General features: G+C 73.4%; 12 protein-coding genes and 1 tRNA gene. 7 read left to right on the forward strand and 6 right to left on the reverse strand.

Going from position 1 to position 15135, the window contains the following annotated elements; all coding sequences use genetic code 11:
* Positions 1 to 6 precede the first annotated feature (6 nt).
* Both AC4H2H_RS10610 and AC4H2H_RS10615 read left to right on the forward strand, forming a co-directional pair.
* Positions 7 to 402, forward strand: coding sequence for a heat shock protein transcriptional repressor HspR (locus AC4H2H_RS10610; protein ID WP_494370849.1), 396 nt, complete (start codon positions 7 to 9; stop codon positions 400 to 402).
* A 164-nt stretch (positions 403 to 566) separates the two neighbouring features.
* Positions 567 to 875, forward strand: coding sequence for a DUF1540 domain-containing protein (locus AC4H2H_RS10615; protein ID WP_494370779.1), 309 nt, complete (start codon positions 567 to 569; stop codon positions 873 to 875).
* A 97-nt stretch (positions 876 to 972) separates the two neighbouring features.
* Here the strand turns inward: AC4H2H_RS10615 and AC4H2H_RS10620 are convergent, their stop codons facing one another.
* Positions 973 to 1770, reverse strand: a complete 798-nt coding sequence (locus tag AC4H2H_RS10620; protein ID WP_494370780.1) for a hypothetical protein — start codon at positions 1768 to 1770, stop codon at positions 973 to 975.
* A 181-nt stretch (positions 1771 to 1951) separates the two neighbouring features.
* Between AC4H2H_RS10620 and AC4H2H_RS10625 the strand changes: the two genes are divergently transcribed.
* Complete coding sequence (locus AC4H2H_RS10625) at positions 1952 to 7234, forward strand: sigma-70 family RNA polymerase sigma factor (protein WP_494370781.1); 5283 nt, start codon at positions 1952 to 1954, stop codon at positions 7232 to 7234.
* Between the two features lie 9 nt (positions 7235 to 7243).
* On the opposite strand, the gene AC4H2H_RS10630 is transcribed toward AC4H2H_RS10625, so the two are convergent.
* The 3 genes from AC4H2H_RS10630 to upp form a co-directional block, all read right to left on the reverse strand.
* On the reverse strand, positions 7244 to 7963 hold the full coding sequence (locus tag AC4H2H_RS10630) for an SDR family oxidoreductase (RefSeq protein WP_494370782.1): 720 nt from the start codon (positions 7961 to 7963) through the stop codon (positions 7244 to 7246).
* A gap of 55 nt (positions 7964 to 8018) precedes the next feature.
* Entirely contained in the window at positions 8019 to 8657 is a 639-nt protein-coding gene (locus tag AC4H2H_RS10635) for a winged helix-turn-helix domain-containing protein (RefSeq protein WP_494370783.1), read from the reverse strand.
* 327 nt (positions 8658 to 8984) lie between these two features.
* The gene (upp, locus tag AC4H2H_RS10640) at positions 8985 to 9620 is read right to left on the reverse strand and encodes a uracil phosphoribosyltransferase (protein WP_494370784.1); all 636 of its coding nucleotides are present in this window, start codon (positions 9618 to 9620) and stop codon (positions 8985 to 8987) included.
* 381 nt (positions 9621 to 10001) lie between these two features.
* Between upp and AC4H2H_RS10645 the strand changes: the two genes are divergently transcribed.
* Positions 10002 to 10433: a nucleoside deaminase gene (locus AC4H2H_RS10645; RefSeq protein ID WP_494370850.1), complete on the forward strand. Its 432-nt coding sequence runs from the start codon at positions 10002 to 10004 to the stop codon at positions 10431 to 10433.
* A gap of 147 nt (positions 10434 to 10580) precedes the next feature.
* On the opposite strand, the gene AC4H2H_RS10650 is transcribed toward AC4H2H_RS10645, so the two are convergent.
* The gene (locus AC4H2H_RS10650) at positions 10581 to 11384 is read right to left on the reverse strand and encodes an NAD-dependent protein deacetylase (protein WP_494370851.1); all 804 of its coding nucleotides are present in this window, start codon (positions 11382 to 11384) and stop codon (positions 10581 to 10583) included.
* Positions 11385 to 12101: 717 nt separating this feature from the next.
* On the opposite strand from AC4H2H_RS10650, the gene AC4H2H_RS10655 reads away from it, so the two are divergent.
* The 3 genes from AC4H2H_RS10655 to AC4H2H_RS10665 all read left to right on the forward strand — a co-directional run bounded on the left by AC4H2H_RS10655 (position 12102) and on the right by AC4H2H_RS10665 (position 14119).
* Positions 12102 to 12941 (forward strand): siderophore-interacting protein, encoded by an 840-nt coding sequence (locus AC4H2H_RS10655; RefSeq protein WP_494370785.1) that lies wholly within the window; start codon positions 12102 to 12104, stop codon positions 12939 to 12941.
* An 8-nt stretch (positions 12942 to 12949) separates the two neighbouring features.
* Positions 12950 to 13966 (forward strand): iron-siderophore ABC transporter substrate-binding protein, encoded by a 1017-nt coding sequence (locus tag AC4H2H_RS10660; RefSeq protein ID WP_494370786.1) that lies wholly within the window; start codon positions 12950 to 12952, stop codon positions 13964 to 13966.
* A gap of 63 nt (positions 13967 to 14029) precedes the next feature.
* Positions 14030 to 14119 (forward strand) — tRNA-Ser (locus AC4H2H_RS10665).
* A 105-nt stretch (positions 14120 to 14224) separates the two neighbouring features.
* On the opposite strand, the gene AC4H2H_RS10670 is transcribed toward AC4H2H_RS10665, so the two are convergent.
* Entirely contained in the window at positions 14225 to 15025 is an 801-nt protein-coding gene (locus AC4H2H_RS10670) for a hypothetical protein (RefSeq protein WP_494370787.1), read from the reverse strand.
* Positions 15026 to 15135: the final 110 nt, after the last annotated feature.

The following is a 15135-nucleotide window of genomic DNA, read 5'->3' on the forward strand; positions in this document are numbered from 1 at the left end:
GCGGGCATGCACCCGCAGACGCTGCGCCAGTACGACCGCCTGGGCCTCGTCGTGCCGCGCCGCACCGCCGGGCGTGGGCGGCGCTACTCGTTGCGCGACGTCGCCAAGCTGCTCGAGGTCCAGAGGCTCAGCCACGACGAGGGCATCAACCTCGCGGGCATCCAGCGCATCCTCGCCCTGGAGTCCCAGGTCGAACGGCTCGAGCGGCGCATCGAGGCGCTCTCCGCGCGGGTCGAGCCCGGCGGGCGCGTGTTCGCGGCGGCGGCGAGCGGCGACGTCGTCGTCGTGCCGCGTGGGCGCAGCGTGCGGCGCGGCGTCGAGGAGGCACTGCGCGAGACGTACGTCGAGCACTCCGAGGCGCGCGCGCTCGTCATCTGGAGGCCGGCGGGTCCTGCGGACTGACGCGGTCTTCTGGTCCCTCAGATCATTCCGCAAGAATGGCATGCGCTAATTACCATTCATTCGCGCATTTCTTAGCCAGGCCTTCCTTGCTATACAACGTGCAATCCCGGGAATACCGTGGAGGTGAGCCCAGCCCCCCGGGTCCGTGCAGACAGGAGATCGCGATGAGCAGCCTCATGGAGATGCCCCAGGTCGTCGAGTGTTCGATCGACGGGTGCGGTTACAACCACGACCACGGGTGCCACGCCGGTGCCGTGACCATCGCCGGTCACGTGGGCGACGCCGAGTGCGCCACGTTCATCCCGCTGGGCACCAAGGGCGGGCTCGAGAAGGTCCTCGCGCACGTCGGTGCCTGCCAGCGCACGGAGTGCGTCCACAACGAGTCACTCGAGTGCTCGGCGCCGTCGATCCGCGTGGGTGCGGGGCCGTCGAGCGAGGTCAGCGCGGACTGCCTGACCTTCACGCCGCGCTGACCCTTCACACGACGACGCCCGACGACGCCCCTGCCCGCGCGCTCGCCCGCGCGGGACGGGGCGTTCGTCGTGCCGGGACGTGCGCGATCCGGGCGCGTCAACGCTCCAGGGTGTGGATGAGGTCGACGACGGCCGCGTGGGTCCCGGGGAGGGGTTCGAACCACAGGCGCGGCGGGCGGCGCAGGATCGCCGTGACGCCCAGCGCGAGACCCGTCCGGTCGATCCGGTGCCGCAGCTCCGACCGGAGCGCGTCGTCGTCGGAGCTGCGCTCGCCCAGGACCACGAAGAGCCCGTTGCCGAGCGAGGCCATCGGGTGCCCCTCGCCGAACGTCTGGGTGAGAGCCCGACCCATCGCGGCGGAGCGGGCGAAGCGTTGCCACCCGGTGAGCTCGTCGAGCGCGACGTCGACGACCAGCAGGCCGTGCGTGTCCGCCGGCCGGACCCCCGCGCGCTGCGCTGCCCCGTAGGTCTCGCGCAGCCGCTGCACGAGGTACTGCGTGGTCGCGAGCCCGGACCCCGGGTCGACCACCTCGGGAGTCAGCGGCATCGACTCGTAGCCCTCGGTCCACCCGACCGCGACGGCGCGCAGCAGCGCCAGGTCCGGTTCGCGGGTCTGCGCGCGGTACAGGCACGCGACGTCGTCGATCGCCTCGCCGATCCCGACGCCCGCCTCCCCGCGTGCGCGACCGAGGCGTTCCGCCGCGGGCGTGACGTCGCGGCGCTCGGTCACGGCCTCGGCGAGCGCGTCGACGGCCGGGTGGTACCAGTCGCCGGGTCGTAGCCAGACGCACTCGAGGCTCGCGGCGCGCCAGCGCTCGCGCAGCGCCTCGGGGGCAGGCGCGGCGTACCCATGGAGGAGGTCCATGTAGAGGAGACGGGCGAGCGCTCTCGTCATGACGTGAGTTCGCGGAGAAGTTTCCGGGACGGCCGGTCCCGGGTTAAAAAATCGGGCGAATCGGGGCGTCCGGCTCCGTTACCGTTCCGTCGCCGGAAAGCCCCTGCCCGAATGTTGGACGTGCGTCTACGATGTCCCCCGTAAGCCTCGCGGACTCGAGGCGGTCTCCGGGGCGGGTGACATGACCGAAGCACAACAACGTGCGTGGAGCGCAGCGTCGAGCGACGCCGAGCTCATCACCGCGGTACGAGACGGTGACACGGGCGCCTACGGGGCGCTCTACGAGCGTCACGCCGCGGCTGCCCGCACCGTCGCGCGGCAGTACGTGCGCTCCTCCGCCGACGCCGACGACGTCGTCTCCGACGCGTTCGCGCGCACGCTCTCCGTGCTCCAGGGAGGTGGCGGCCCCGACGTCACGTTCCGCGCGTACGTGTTCACCGCGGTCCGACGGCTGTCGTACGACCTCGTGAACGGCGCCCGGCGCACGCGGCCCACCGACGACGAGCGCACGTTCGAGTCCGCGTTCGGTCCGATGGCCTCGACCGAGGACCCGACGCTCGAGGGGTTCGAGCGGTCGATCGTGACGCGGGCGTACCTCGAGCTGCCCGAGCGGTGGCGCGCCGTGCTCTGGTACACCGAGGTCGAGAACCTCGCGCCTGCCGACATCGCCCCCATCCTGGGCCTCACCGCCAACGGCGTCGCGGCGCTCGCGTACCGGGCCCGCGAGGGACTGCGCCAGGCGTACCTCCAGCAGCACCTCGGCGGCGTCCCCGCCGAGGAGTGCCGGACCGTCAACGGTCTCCTCGGCTCGTACGTGCGCGGCGGACTCGCCAAGAGGGAGACCGCGCGCGTCGAGACCCACCTCGACGGGTGCGGCGAGTGTCGTGGCCTCGTGATCGAGCTCGGCGACGTCTCGCACGGCATGCGGGCGGTCATCGCGCCGCTCGTGCTGGGAGTCGGTGCGCTGGGGCTGGTGGGGACGGCGCTGCCCGTGGTCGGCGGCGCGGCCGTCGGGTCCGGTGTCGCGGGCGTCCTCGAGACGTCGGGCGGTGCGGGAGCCGCGGGTGCGGGGACCGCCGGCGGGGGTGCCACGGCCGGAGGCGCCGGGACTGCCGGTGGCGCGGGTGCGGTCGGTACCGGGGGAGCCGCGGGTGCAGGCGCGGCCGGCGCCGGCGCCGCGGGCACCGGGGCAGCAGGCGCTGCAGGTACCGCAGGCGCAGCCGGTGCGAGCGCCGGTGCTGCGGGAGCCGGTGCTGCGGGTGCTGCGGGTGCGGGTGCCGCGGGCTCGGCCGTCGCCGGTGGCGTTGCCGCCGGAGGTGCTGCCGCGAGCGGCGCGGGAGCGCTGGCCGCCGCGGGCGCCGGTGGGCTCGTCGCGCTGGTCACGTCGGCCCCGCTCGCCGCGGTCGCCGTGACGGTCGGGGTCCTCGCCGCCGCCGGGCTCGGCGTCGCGGGCGCGCTCGGGGCGTTCTCGCCCGAGCCGACGCCGACCCCGTCCACCCAGGCGGAGCCGTCGCAGTCCCCGACGTCCTCGACGACGAGCCCGTCCGACGGTGCGACGGCGGCCCCGACCGACCCCGGGACCGACCCCACGTCCCCGGCGAACGTCCCGACGGAACCCCCTGCCGAGGACGCCGCGCTCGTCATGGACCCGGAGGCCCCGGTCGAGGGCACGGGCGGCGCGACGATCCCCGACACCACGAATCCGGGCACCGGCGGTACCGGTGGCGAGACGGGCGGCGAGACCGGCGGTGCCGGTCCGCAGACCGTGGACCCGCCGCCGCCGCCGCCGGACCCGACGCCCCTGCCCGAGCCGCCGGCGCTCGATCTCTCGCTCGGCGCCGTCGAGCTCGCCGCGCGCCAGCCGGAAGACCTCGTCGTGACCGCGTCGAACACCGGCGGCAGCGCTGCCGAGAACGTGCTCGTCGACCTGACGCTCCCGGCCGGGGTGTCGAGCGCCAGCTCGTCACTCGTGCCGCGCGGGGCCTCGGTGGCGCCGGCGATCCTGCGCGCCGAGGCGCTCCCGTGCGGCAGCGCGGTCCCGCAGGGCGACGGCACGAGCCTCGTCACGTGCGACGTCGGGGTGCTGAGCCCCAGCGCGAGCCAGGACCTCGTGGTCCAGGTCGAGGCGGAGTCGGGCGGCGAGTACGTCTTCGCCGGCTCCGTGCGCGCGGAAGGCATCGAGCCGGTCCGCCGTGCGTTCCAGCCGACGTCGATCGGCTACTACGGAGCCGAGATCCGCGTCACGACCCCGACGAGCCTCGCGTTCGACAACCCCGGCGACGGGACCCTGCGGCTGGGCGTGCGGAACAGCGGGGACCGGCCCGCTCTCGACCCGAGCGTCACGGTGGACCTCCCAGCGGGCCTGAGCCTCGTGGGCGCCGCCGCCGGAGGCTGGACGTGCGCCCAGGGCGAGTCGCGAGCGGTGACGTGCGCGGCGCCGTCGGGCACGGCCCTCGCACCACGCACCACGGTCGACGTGCCGCTCCACCTGCTCGCGGACAGCGCCAGCGCCCTCGAGGCAGCGAGGGTCACCGTGCGCGGCACGGCGCACGAAGCCCACCCCGGAAGCGCCGGCGTCACGGTGGACGTCGACGACCGCTGGGCGGGCGCCGACGCGGCCGTCGGTGCCGTGCAGCCGCAGTGCACGACCGGAGACTCGGGTGACGTCGCATCGCTCGTCGCGCGGGTCGCGAACACGACCGCGTACGACGACCTCTCGGCGCGGCTCGAGGCCGCCGGCTCGGTCTCGGGTGCGCGTGCGCTCGGCACCGGCGCCGTGGCGACGCTGCAGGTGGACGACGGCGTGCGCTTCCCCGCGGGGAGCGCGCAGGTGGTGCTGTCGACGACGGTCGCAGGCACGGCGTTCGAGCACCGGCTCGGGGCAGGGGCGTTCGACGCGCTCGACTGCTGGACCGAGCTGCCGTGGCTGACCGCCGCGGACGTCGCGGTGGACGCCCAGAACGTCGGCGGGACGGTGCGTTACACGGCGACCGTCACGAACGGCACCGGAGCCTCGCTCGACACCCGGCTCCTCGCGCCGGACCGCGGCTCCTGGTCCGGCGTCGCCGACTCCGCAGCGATCGCTCCGCTCGTCGAGGGCCGTTCCGGCGCGCTCGTGCTCGAGACAGGCCTGAGCGAGACCGCGCGGGCCAACGCGGTGCTGCGCCAGTACCGGTGGCACCGCGACGACGACGGCGACGGCAAGGGTTACCAGAGCCTTCTGCCCGTCCTCCTCGACGGGCACACGATCGCCCCGGTGGTGCCGGAGCCGACGGTCGGGCAGTGCGCGTTCGACGAGGCGACCGACACCTCGAGCAGCCCGGTGGCGCTGCACCTCGACAACTCCGCGTCGACTCTCCCGGTCGTGTTCGAGGTACCGGGCACCGGCGGCCCGATCGTGGTGGCGGCGCAGAGCACGGAGACGCTCGACGCCTCGGTCGGCCGGCAGGACACGACGTTCAGGGTGCTCGCGGACGGGAGGGACCTCGCGTCGCACGCGGTCTCCGGCGTCGACTGCTTCAGCTGGGACGTGTCGGCGTCCGCCGCTGCCGGCTGGGTGCCCTCCGACGGCGGAGGGTCGGTCGTGCTGACCGGGACGTTCCGCAACGGCCACGCCGCGACGTCGATGAGCGTCGTCATGGACGGGGGAGCGTTCGGCACCTCGGGGCCCGTCGAGGTCGGGCCGGGTGCGGAAGCGACGCTCACCCTCGACACCGGCTCGCGTGATGTCGTCGCCGGAACGGTGACGCTCCGCGCAACCCGGCTCGACGGCTCAGGTCTGTCGCGCGAGGAGAGCGCCCGCTACGAGGCCGTGCGGTACGCGCCGACGGCCGACGCGCCCCCTGCGGTCGGCCCGTGCGTCTTCGACCCGGCGACCGGCACGTCCACGGCGACGGTGAGCCTGCGCTACGACAACTCGCGGTCCACCGTGCCGGTGACCTTCACGGTCGCGGGCCGCGACGACCTGACGCGGACGGTCGACGGCGGCCGGGTCCTGGACGTCGACGTGCCCGGGGGCGTCAGGTCCGAGGGGGTGACGCTCGCCGCGCTGGCGGACGGCGCGGCGCTCCGCTCGCACGAGGTGCCGGGTGTCGACTGCTTCGACTGGGCTCCCCTGACGGGATCGGCGAGCGTGGACGCCTCGTGGGTCGTGCCGGGCGGCGCGGGTGTCGGGTCGACGGTGCTCACCGGGACGTTCCATAACCCGTATGCCGCGACGATGCTCCGGGTCGCGATGTCGACGCCGCACGGCGCCGCCGCTCCCGTCGACGTCGCGCCGGGCGCCTCGGCGACGTTCGCCGTCGACACGCGGGCGCGCGACGTCGCGGCCGACACGGCGACGTTCACGGTCGAGCGTGCTCATCCGGCCGGGCCGGGGGCGCGCACGGTCGAGGCGGTGTACGGGGCCTCGGCCTACCAGCCGGAGTGGGCGGAGACTGCGAGCGTGGAGGCGCGTTGGGAGGACGGCTCGGTCAAGCTCGTCGGCTCGTTCACCAACGACTCCTCGGAGACGGTCGACGCGCGCATGCTCGGCGGCGCGTACGGCGACTCGGCGCCCGTGCAGAAGATCGCCCCCGGTCAGACCGTGACCTTCACGATCGACACGAAGAGCCTCGAGGCGAAGCCCGGCGCGGTGTCGTTCCGCCAGTACCGCTGGGTGCTCGGGAAGGGCTTCGAGAGCTCGACGCTGCGCGCCACGCACCAGGGCGCGCGCTACGTCCCGGACTGGTCGGCGAGCCTCACGGCGGTGACCCAGTGCGTGTCCGGGTCGGGCGGCGTCGTGCTCACCACGGGCTTGCGCAACGACTCGGGCGAGGTGCTGCACGCCGTGGCGCGCACGCCGTTCGGCACGCACGACCTCGGCGACGTCGCACCGGGTCAGGCCACGAGCGTCGACGTCCCGGCTGGCACGCTCTCCGTCGACGGCGGGACGGTCATGTTCGAGCTGTCTCGCACGGTCCTCGGGACGGCGTTCTCACAGACCGTGGCCGCGAGCTTCGCGGCGCTCGACTGCACCGTCGTGAAGCCTGCCGCGAGCCTCGTGCTCGGCGACCCGTCCTACGACGACGGGCGCGACCACTCGTACCGCGCCGTGTCGGTGCACCTCGACAACTCCAGGTCGAACGTGTCCGTGACGTTCCGCGTCGGCGGGCAGGCCCAGGGTGCGTGGGACCTCGCGGCAGGCGAGACGCAGACCGTGGCGCTCGGCGAGGCGCCGTGGTCCGGGGCGTCGTACACCGTGAGCGCCGGGTCCTGGTCGCAGCCTCTCACCGTGGCGCCTTTCACCGCGGCGCCACAGTGCCTCGCGGGCTGGGACGCGCGCACCTGGTACGACCACACGGCCGAGGTCTCCTACCGCGGCTGGAACTACGCCGCGCGCAACGGGAGCATCTGGGTCCGCCCCGACGACCCGGCGCTGGGCTGGGTCTTCTGGGAGCGGCAGACGCGTTGCGGCAAGGGCTGACGGCGCCCGTCAGGGCAGGGCGTCCGCCAGGGCCTCGTCGACGGGAGTCTCGCCGCCCACGAGGTCGAGCACGAGACCGGCTGAGCGCTGCTCGTGCAGCACGGCGGCGACGACCAGCGCGACGTCGTCCCGCGTGACGTCGTCGCGCTCGCCGATCGCCGCGCCGGGCTTGCGCCGCTTGCCCCGCGGCTTGCCGTCGCCGACGGGAGCGAGGGCGACGAGCCCGACGCCGGGCTCGTCCGTCAGACGACCCGGGCGGACGATCGTCCACTCCAGGCCGCTCCGGGCGCGCAGGTCGTCCTCGGCGGCTGCCTTCGCGCGCAGGTAGGCCCAGAAGGCGTCGTCGATCTCGTCGGGACGCTCGTCGGCCCGGGCCGCGTCGACCCCGCGGGAGGACACGAGGACGTACCGCGGGACTCCGGCGCGCTCGGCGGCGTCCGCCAGCAGCGCCGCGCCCGCACGGTCGACCGTGTCCTTGCGCCCGGCCCCGCTCCCCGGGCCCGCGCCCGCGGCGAAGACGACGGCGTCAGCGCCCTCGAGCTCGAACGACACCGCGACCGCGTCGTCCTTCTCGAGGTCGACCAGGGAGACGTGGGACCCGAGCTCGGTGACGTCCGTGATCTGCGCGGCCGACCGGACGAGTGCCACCACGTCGTCGCCGCGCTCCACCAGCGTGCGGGCCAGGCGGCGGCCGACCTGGCCGTGACCTCCCGCGATGACTGTGCGCATGGGCCGAACGTATCGCCGCACGGCCCGGGGCGCCCGGCGAGGAGCGCGCGGGTCCTCAGGCGGCGTCCCCCGTGCCACCGAGGACGACGGGGGTCTGCGGGTCGAACCGGTAGCCGAGCCCGCGGACGGTCGTGATGACGTGCTGCAGGCCCAGCTTCTCGCGCAGACGGCGGACGTGGACGTCGATCGTGCGGCTGCCCGCGGCGACGTCGTGGTCGGCCCACACGGTGCCGAGCAGCTCGGTGCGCGTGACGACCCGGTGCGCCGTGCGTGCGAGGTACGACAGGAGCTCGAGCTCGCGGAGCGTCAGGCGAGTGGACCGGCCGTCGACCGCGACCGTGCGCGCCGCGGGGTCGATGACGACGCGCGGCACCGGCGACAGCGTCGCCAGACGCTCGCGGAACGCGGCGATGTCCTGGACGGGGGAGGCGGTCGCGGTGGACGGCTCGGCGAGAGCGAGCGCGGTGTAGGTCTCGGCGCCCGGCAGCCAGTCCCGCGCGAGCTCCCCGAGGGCCTCGGCGAGCTCGACAAGATCCTCGACGCGGCCCGTCGAGGGCTCCTGGTCCGAGGCGGGATCGACCCCGACGTAGAGCACGAAGCCGGGCTTGCGCCCCCGTGCGGTGGGCTGCGGCTGCGTCACCGCACGTGCGGTCGGCGTGCGGCGAGCGGGACGGGTGGCGGTGAGCGTGGTCATGGGTGGCTCCGGGTGCGTCGGGCCGACGGCGGCGCCGGAGGACCGGCGGGTCGGCAGGGGTCGAAGTCTGAACCGTGGTGCGGGGAGAGGGTTCAGGCCTGACAACAGACGCACACGACCGCGCCCGAGCACGCGCCGGACGGCGCGCTGACGGGACGGGTCGAGGTGCTCACGAGAGCGAGCATGGCAGCGCACGACCCCGTGCGCCAAGGGGAGGAACCGAACTTCTCAGGATGCGGACGCCGAATGTCTCGCGTCCTGAGCGACCAACGGGTGGCGAGTCGCCAGGCTGTGGCGTCGCCGGTCGCGTCGCCGCAGGTGACAGGGTCAGACGACGCCGTACAACCGGTCTCCCGCGTCACCCAGTCCGGGCACGATGTAGGCCTTCTCGTTGAGCCGCTCGTCGACGGCGGCGACCACCAGGTGGACGTCGACACGGTCCCCGACGGCGTTCTCGAGCACCTGGATGCCCTCGGGCGCGGCCAGCAGGCACACGGCCGTGACGTCGCGCGCCCCGCGCTCGAAGACGTAGTCGATCGCGGCCACGAGCGTGCCGCCCGTCGCGAGCATCGGGTCGAGCAGGAAGACGTGCCGGCCCGTGAGGTCGTCGGGGAGGCGGTTCGCGTACGTCACGGCCTCGAGCGTCTCCTCGTCGCGCTGCATCCCGAGGAACCCGACCTCCGCCGTCGGCAGCAGGCGCGTCATGCCCTCGAGCATCCCGAGCCCCGCGCGCAGGATCGGGACGACGAGCGGGCGCGGCTCGGCGAGGCGCACACCGACGGTCGTCGTCACCGGCGTCTCGATCTCGTGCGGCTCCACGCGCACGTCGCGCGTGGCCTCGTAGGCGAGGAGCGTGACGAGCTCGTCCACGAGGAGCCGGAACGTCGGCGACGCCGTGTCCTTGTTCCGCAGGACGGTCAGCTTGTGGGCCACGAGCGGGTGGTCGGCGACGTGCAGGCGCATGGCGACAACGGTATCCGACCGCAGGGGCTCCCGTACCGGCGGGTAACGCGCCGCGAGCCGCGAGTTGTCAGCGTGACACGGGTCTATAGCCTGGTGGACGGCTGACAACGTGATGTGCCGTCGAGTTGTCAGCATCCCACGGGTCCACAGGCCCGTCGGTCGCTGACAACTCATGGAGGTCCCGTGCCCGACGACGTCGCTCGCCCCGGCGATTCCGCCCACCTGGGCGGGGAGTCGGCGTCGGGCACGACGACGTCCCGTGCGCTGCCGGGCGACGGCACGGACTCGGCGCCCGAGCCCCGCGGGCTCGAGCTGCCCTGGGCCGCCGGGACGTTTCCGCCCGCCACGCTCGCCGCGCGCCGCGACGTCTGGCACGCACTCATGGGGCTCGCGCTGCACGAGGCGACCCACGCCCTCGCGAGCGCCGACGTGCCCGTGGGGGCGGTCGTCGTCGGGCCGGACGGGCGGCTCCTCGGCCTCGGCCGCAACCGGCGCGAGGAGACCGGCGACCCGACCGCGCACGCCGAGGTGCTCGCGCTGCGCCAGGCCGCCGCGACCCGGGGGGAGTGGCGGCTCGAGGGCTGCACGCTCGTCGTCACGCTAGAACCCTGCGTCATGTGCGCCGGCGCGTTGGTCCTGGCGCGCGTCGAACGGCTCGTGCTCGGCGCGTGGGACCCCAAGGCCGGTGCGACCGGCTCGGTCTGGGACCTCGTGCGCGACCAGCGCGCCAACCACGCCGTCGAGGTGATCGGCGGCGTCCGCGAGGACGAGTGCGGCCAGCTCCTGCGCGACTTCTTCAGCGCGCAGCGCTGAGCGCACTGCCCTGGGTCGTTACGACCGCGGCGGGGAGGGAGGACGGCGCCGGGTCTACCATCCGGCGCCTCGTTCCTCGGCGCCTCCCGCCAGGCCCACCACGACCCGGCGCCGTCCTCCCTCCCCACCGCTCGTAGATCGCTCGCCTCAGGGTGTGAGCGCCGCGGCGAGCGCTGTGAGGGTCTCGGTGGTGCCGGCCTCGACCTTGAGCGTCACGAGCGGGTCGCCGCGGGTCCAGCCGCGGTTCACGATGACGACCGGCTTGTCCTGCTTCGCCGCGTGCCGCACGAACCGCAGCCCGCTCATCACCGTGAGCGACGACCCTGCGACGAGGAGCGCGTCGCCGTCGTCGACCATCGCGTACGCGCGCTCGACGCGCTCGCGCGGCACGTTCTCGCCGAAGTACACGATCTCCGGCTTGAGCACCCCGCCGCAGAACTCGCACGGCGCGGGCTGGAAGTGCGACGTCTGCTCGATCACGGCGTCCGCGTCCGGGGCGATCTCGACGTCCGCGACGTCGCCGATGCTCTCGATGAACCCCGGGTTGAGCGCCGTCAGCCGCTCGGCGAGGTGCTCGCGCGAGATGACGCGGCCGCACTGCAGGCAGATCACGCGGTCGTAGCGGCCGTGCAGGTCGATGACGTGGCGGCTGCCCGCGTCCTCGTGCAGCAGGTCGACGTTCTGCGTGATCAGCCCGACGAGGACGCCCGCGTCCTCCAGCCCGGCGAGCGCCCGGTGACCGGCATTGGGGTGCGTGCGGTGCACGTGCTGCCAGCCCACGTGGTTGCGCGCCCAGTAGTGCCGGCGGAACGCCTCGTCCTGCACGAACTGCTGGTACGTCATCGGGTTGCGTGGCGGCGAGTCCGGGCCGCGGTAGTCCGGGATCCCCGAGTCCGTCGAGAGGCCCGCACCCGTGAGCGCGGTGATCCGCAGGCCCTGCAGGAGCGCGATCGCGTCGTCGACGGTCCCCGTCCGCGGCGCCGGCTCCGTGCCCGACGTCGGCGGCTGGCTCGGGCGCCACGCGAGCCGCGACGAGAGCGTCGGGACGGCGGACGTCGTCGGCACGTCGGCGGAGGACGTCGCAACGTGGGCAGGCGAGCTGGTCGGGGTCGTCGGTGTCGAAGGTGTCGAAGGGTCGTCGGGCACGTCTCCCACCGTACGACGTGCGCCGAGGGAGAATCCTGGTCTGCCGGGGTAGAACCGTGGTCGCGCGAGGTAGAACCGTGGTTCCTTGTCGGACGGCGGTCGGGTCGCCTTGGGTGTCGGGGTGGGTGGGGGCGCCGCGTCTACCATCCGCGCCGCTCGTTCCTCGCGGCGCTCCCGCCAGGCCCGTCCACGACGCGGCGCCCCCACCCACCCCTCCCGGCGCCGTCTCGCCCTGGTCTTCGCTCACCGACCGGGGTTTACGGCGGCGGACCCCGGTTCGACTTCGACCGACCAGGGTTCTACTTCGATCGACCAGGGTTCTACTTCGATCGACCAGGGTTCTACCTCGGCGGACGACGGTCCTGGCTCTGTTGCCGCATCGCTGCGGGGTCCAGACGTCGGCGTCGAGGATTCGGGAGTCGCTCGGTCACCTGCTCGCGCCGGCGGTTGCGTGACCGGCGTCATAGCTGAGCGGCGCGCTGCTGATGTTAGCCTCACCTAAGTCACTGACGAGAGGTTTTCATGTCGACCACCACCGCGCAGGCGCCTCGCCGCGCGCGCCCCCAGACGATCCTCGAGGTCCTCGAGACCTCGTGGCTCAGCCCGCACCTCGTGCGCGTCGTCGCGGGCGGCGAGGGGTTCGCCGCGTTCACCCCGAACGCGTTCACCGACGCCTACGTCAAGATCTTCTTCGCCAAGCCCGAGCTCGGCCTCGAGCCCCCGTACGACGTCGAGGCGCTGCGCGAGACGCTCGCCCCCGAGGACCTGCCCGTCACCCGCACGTACACCGTGCGCTGGGTCGACACCGAGGCGCAGCGGCTCGCGATCGACTTCGTCGTGCACGGCGACGAGGGCCTTGCCGGGCCGTGGGCCGCCCGGGCCGAAACGGGGGACCGCATCGTCTTCCGCGGTCCCGGCGGGCTCTACTCCCCGGACCCCACCGCCGACTGGCACCTCCTCGTGGGCGACGACTCCGCGATCCCCGCGATCGCCGCCGCGCTCGAGGTGATGCCGCGCGACGCCGTCGGGCACGCCGTGCTGGAGGTGGCCACCGAGGCGGACCGGCTCCCGCTCGAGGCGCCCTCCGGCGTCGAGGTGTCCTGGGTGCTGCGCGGCGACGCGCCGGCCGGGACGACGACGCTCCTGCCCGACGCCGTCACCGACCTCGCGTGGCGCGAGGGCCGCGTGCAGGTCTTCGCGCACGGCGAGCGCGAGGCCATGAAGGCCCTGCGTCGAGTGTTCGCCGAGCGCGGCGTCCCGCGCACCGACCTGTCCCTCTCTGGTTACTGGGCCTACGGCCGCGCGGAGGACCGCTTCCAGGCGGAGAAGCGCGAGCCCGTCGGCCAGATCTTCGAAGACTGAGGAGTCTCATGCACCGCACCACCACGCTCCGTCGCGCGCTCACCGCGACGTCCGCGCTCGCCGTCCTGGCGCTCGCGGCCTGCTCGTCCGGCGACGCGACCGACGAGGGCGACCCCGCGCCGTCGGGCAGCACCGGCGCCGCGGCCGAGGCGTTCCCCGTGACCGTCACCACTGCGTTCGGCGACGTCGAGATCCCCGAGGAGCCGACGCGCGTCGTCGCGCTCGGCTGGGGCGACGCCGAGACGGCGCTCGCGCTCGGCGTCGAGCCCGTCGGGGCGAGCGACTGGCTCGCGTTCGGCGGCGACGGCGTCGGCCCCTGGCTCGAGGACGCGTACACCGAGTCGCCCGAGATCATCGGGACGCTCGAGCCGTCGTACGAGCAGATCGCCGTGCTCGAGCCGGACGTCATCCTCGACGTGAAGTCGTCGGGCGACCAGGAGCGTTACGACCGGCTCTCCGAGATCGCGCCGACCATCGGGGTGCCCGAGGGTGGCGAGGCCTACCTCGCGTCCATGGACGACCAGGTGTCGATGATCGCCGCGGCCCTCGGGCGCAGCGAGGCGGGCGACGAGCTGCTCGCCGAGGTCGACGACGCGTTCGCCGCCGCGCGCGACGAGAACCCCGGCTTCGCGGGCAAGACCGCGGTCATCGGGTCGTACTGGTCCGAGGGCTTCGGCGCGTACGTGTCGACGTCGAGCCGCGGCGAGTTCATGCAGGGCCTCGGCTTCGAGACCAAGCCCGAGATCGACGAGGCAGCCGGCGAGGAGTTCTCCGCCAACCTCGGCACCGAGAACGTCGACCTGCTCGACGCCGACCTCACCGTCATCCAGCCCATCGGCTTCACCGCCGCCGACGTCGAGGCGCTCCCGCAGTTCCAGGCCGTGCCGTCCGTCGCCGACGGCCGCTACGTCGTGTTCGACGACAAGGACCTCTCCAACGCCTTCTCGCTCGGCACGCCGACGGCCGTGATCTACGCGATCGACAACGTCGTGCCGCTGTTCGCCGAGGCGCTCGGCGGGGCGTGATCCCGCCGATTCGGTGTCCGGGGCCCGGACCAGGTATCCTTCCTGGGCCGGTGTCACCGGCGAGGTAGCGTGTCCGAGCGGCCTAAGGAGCACGCCTCGAAAGCGTGTGTGGGTGAAAGTCCACCGTGAGTTCGAATCTCACCGCTACCGCCACCCGAAGGGCCCCACCCGCAGAATCCTGCGGCTGTGGGGCCCTTCGTCGTGCCGGGCCCTCCGATTTCACTCTGGTTGCCCTGGCGGGTGCGCCAGGAGCGCGGCTCAGCCCTGGTACTCGCGGGGCGGTTCAGGCGGGATGTCGTCCCTTGCGCCTTCCTGGTAGAGCCGTGCCAACGTTGCGAGGCCGAAGGTTGTTAGAGCCCAGTGGGTACTAGGGTCATCGCGCACCGGCGGGCGGCGCCCGTCTTTGAGGTCGCCGTATGTCAGGTCAGCGGGGATGCCCGTACCCCGGTCCACGAGCCCTTCGCGCTCCAGGGTTGCGAGCAATCGATCGAGCGTTGACCTGTACGACTCGGGCAGCGAATCCTTCAGTTCCTTCCTCGACAGGGTGAGCGGTACCCATCCTGACTCCGAGCTGTCTGTCGGCACGCCTGACTCGGTGCGCAGCGCCCACATGACGACAACGTGAGGCCGGCTAACTTGCGACAGAGCTTCGACGTACTGTCGTTTGCTGTCGAGCTTGGCGCCATCGTCGAGTACACCCTCGGCGAGGGCTCGGCCGATCGACCGAACTGATGGCGGATAATCCGTTCGTGCCGCGCCCTCGATCGCGGCGACGAAGAGCGAACCTGCTTCCTCATCACGGGTGACCGCTTCGAGGAGGGCCTCAGGCGAACCGGCCACCGCGATAGCGACTTCACCAGCGAGGTCGATTCGTGCTCCCTTCGACCTCCACTCAGCGATGACAACCGGTGCATACTCGCCTGCCAGCGCTCCGAGACCGGCGACAAGCGCTAGCGACCCGTCGGCGCCGGCCGCCATTGCGGTGCCCAAGGCAACACCGGCCTTGGCGACCGCGACTCGATGATCCACGAGGTCCACTGGTTCCGACGGCTCGGTCATGGCCGGCAGGCTACCGGTGTTTGACGATCCCCGGGCAGTGCTGCCGATCTGGGTCTGGGCCACTGGGCGATCGAAGACCGCCTCATCCGATCTGAAGGTATCGCCCGTTC

The organism is Cellulosimicrobium sp. BMG9.22, assembly GCF_059159975.1.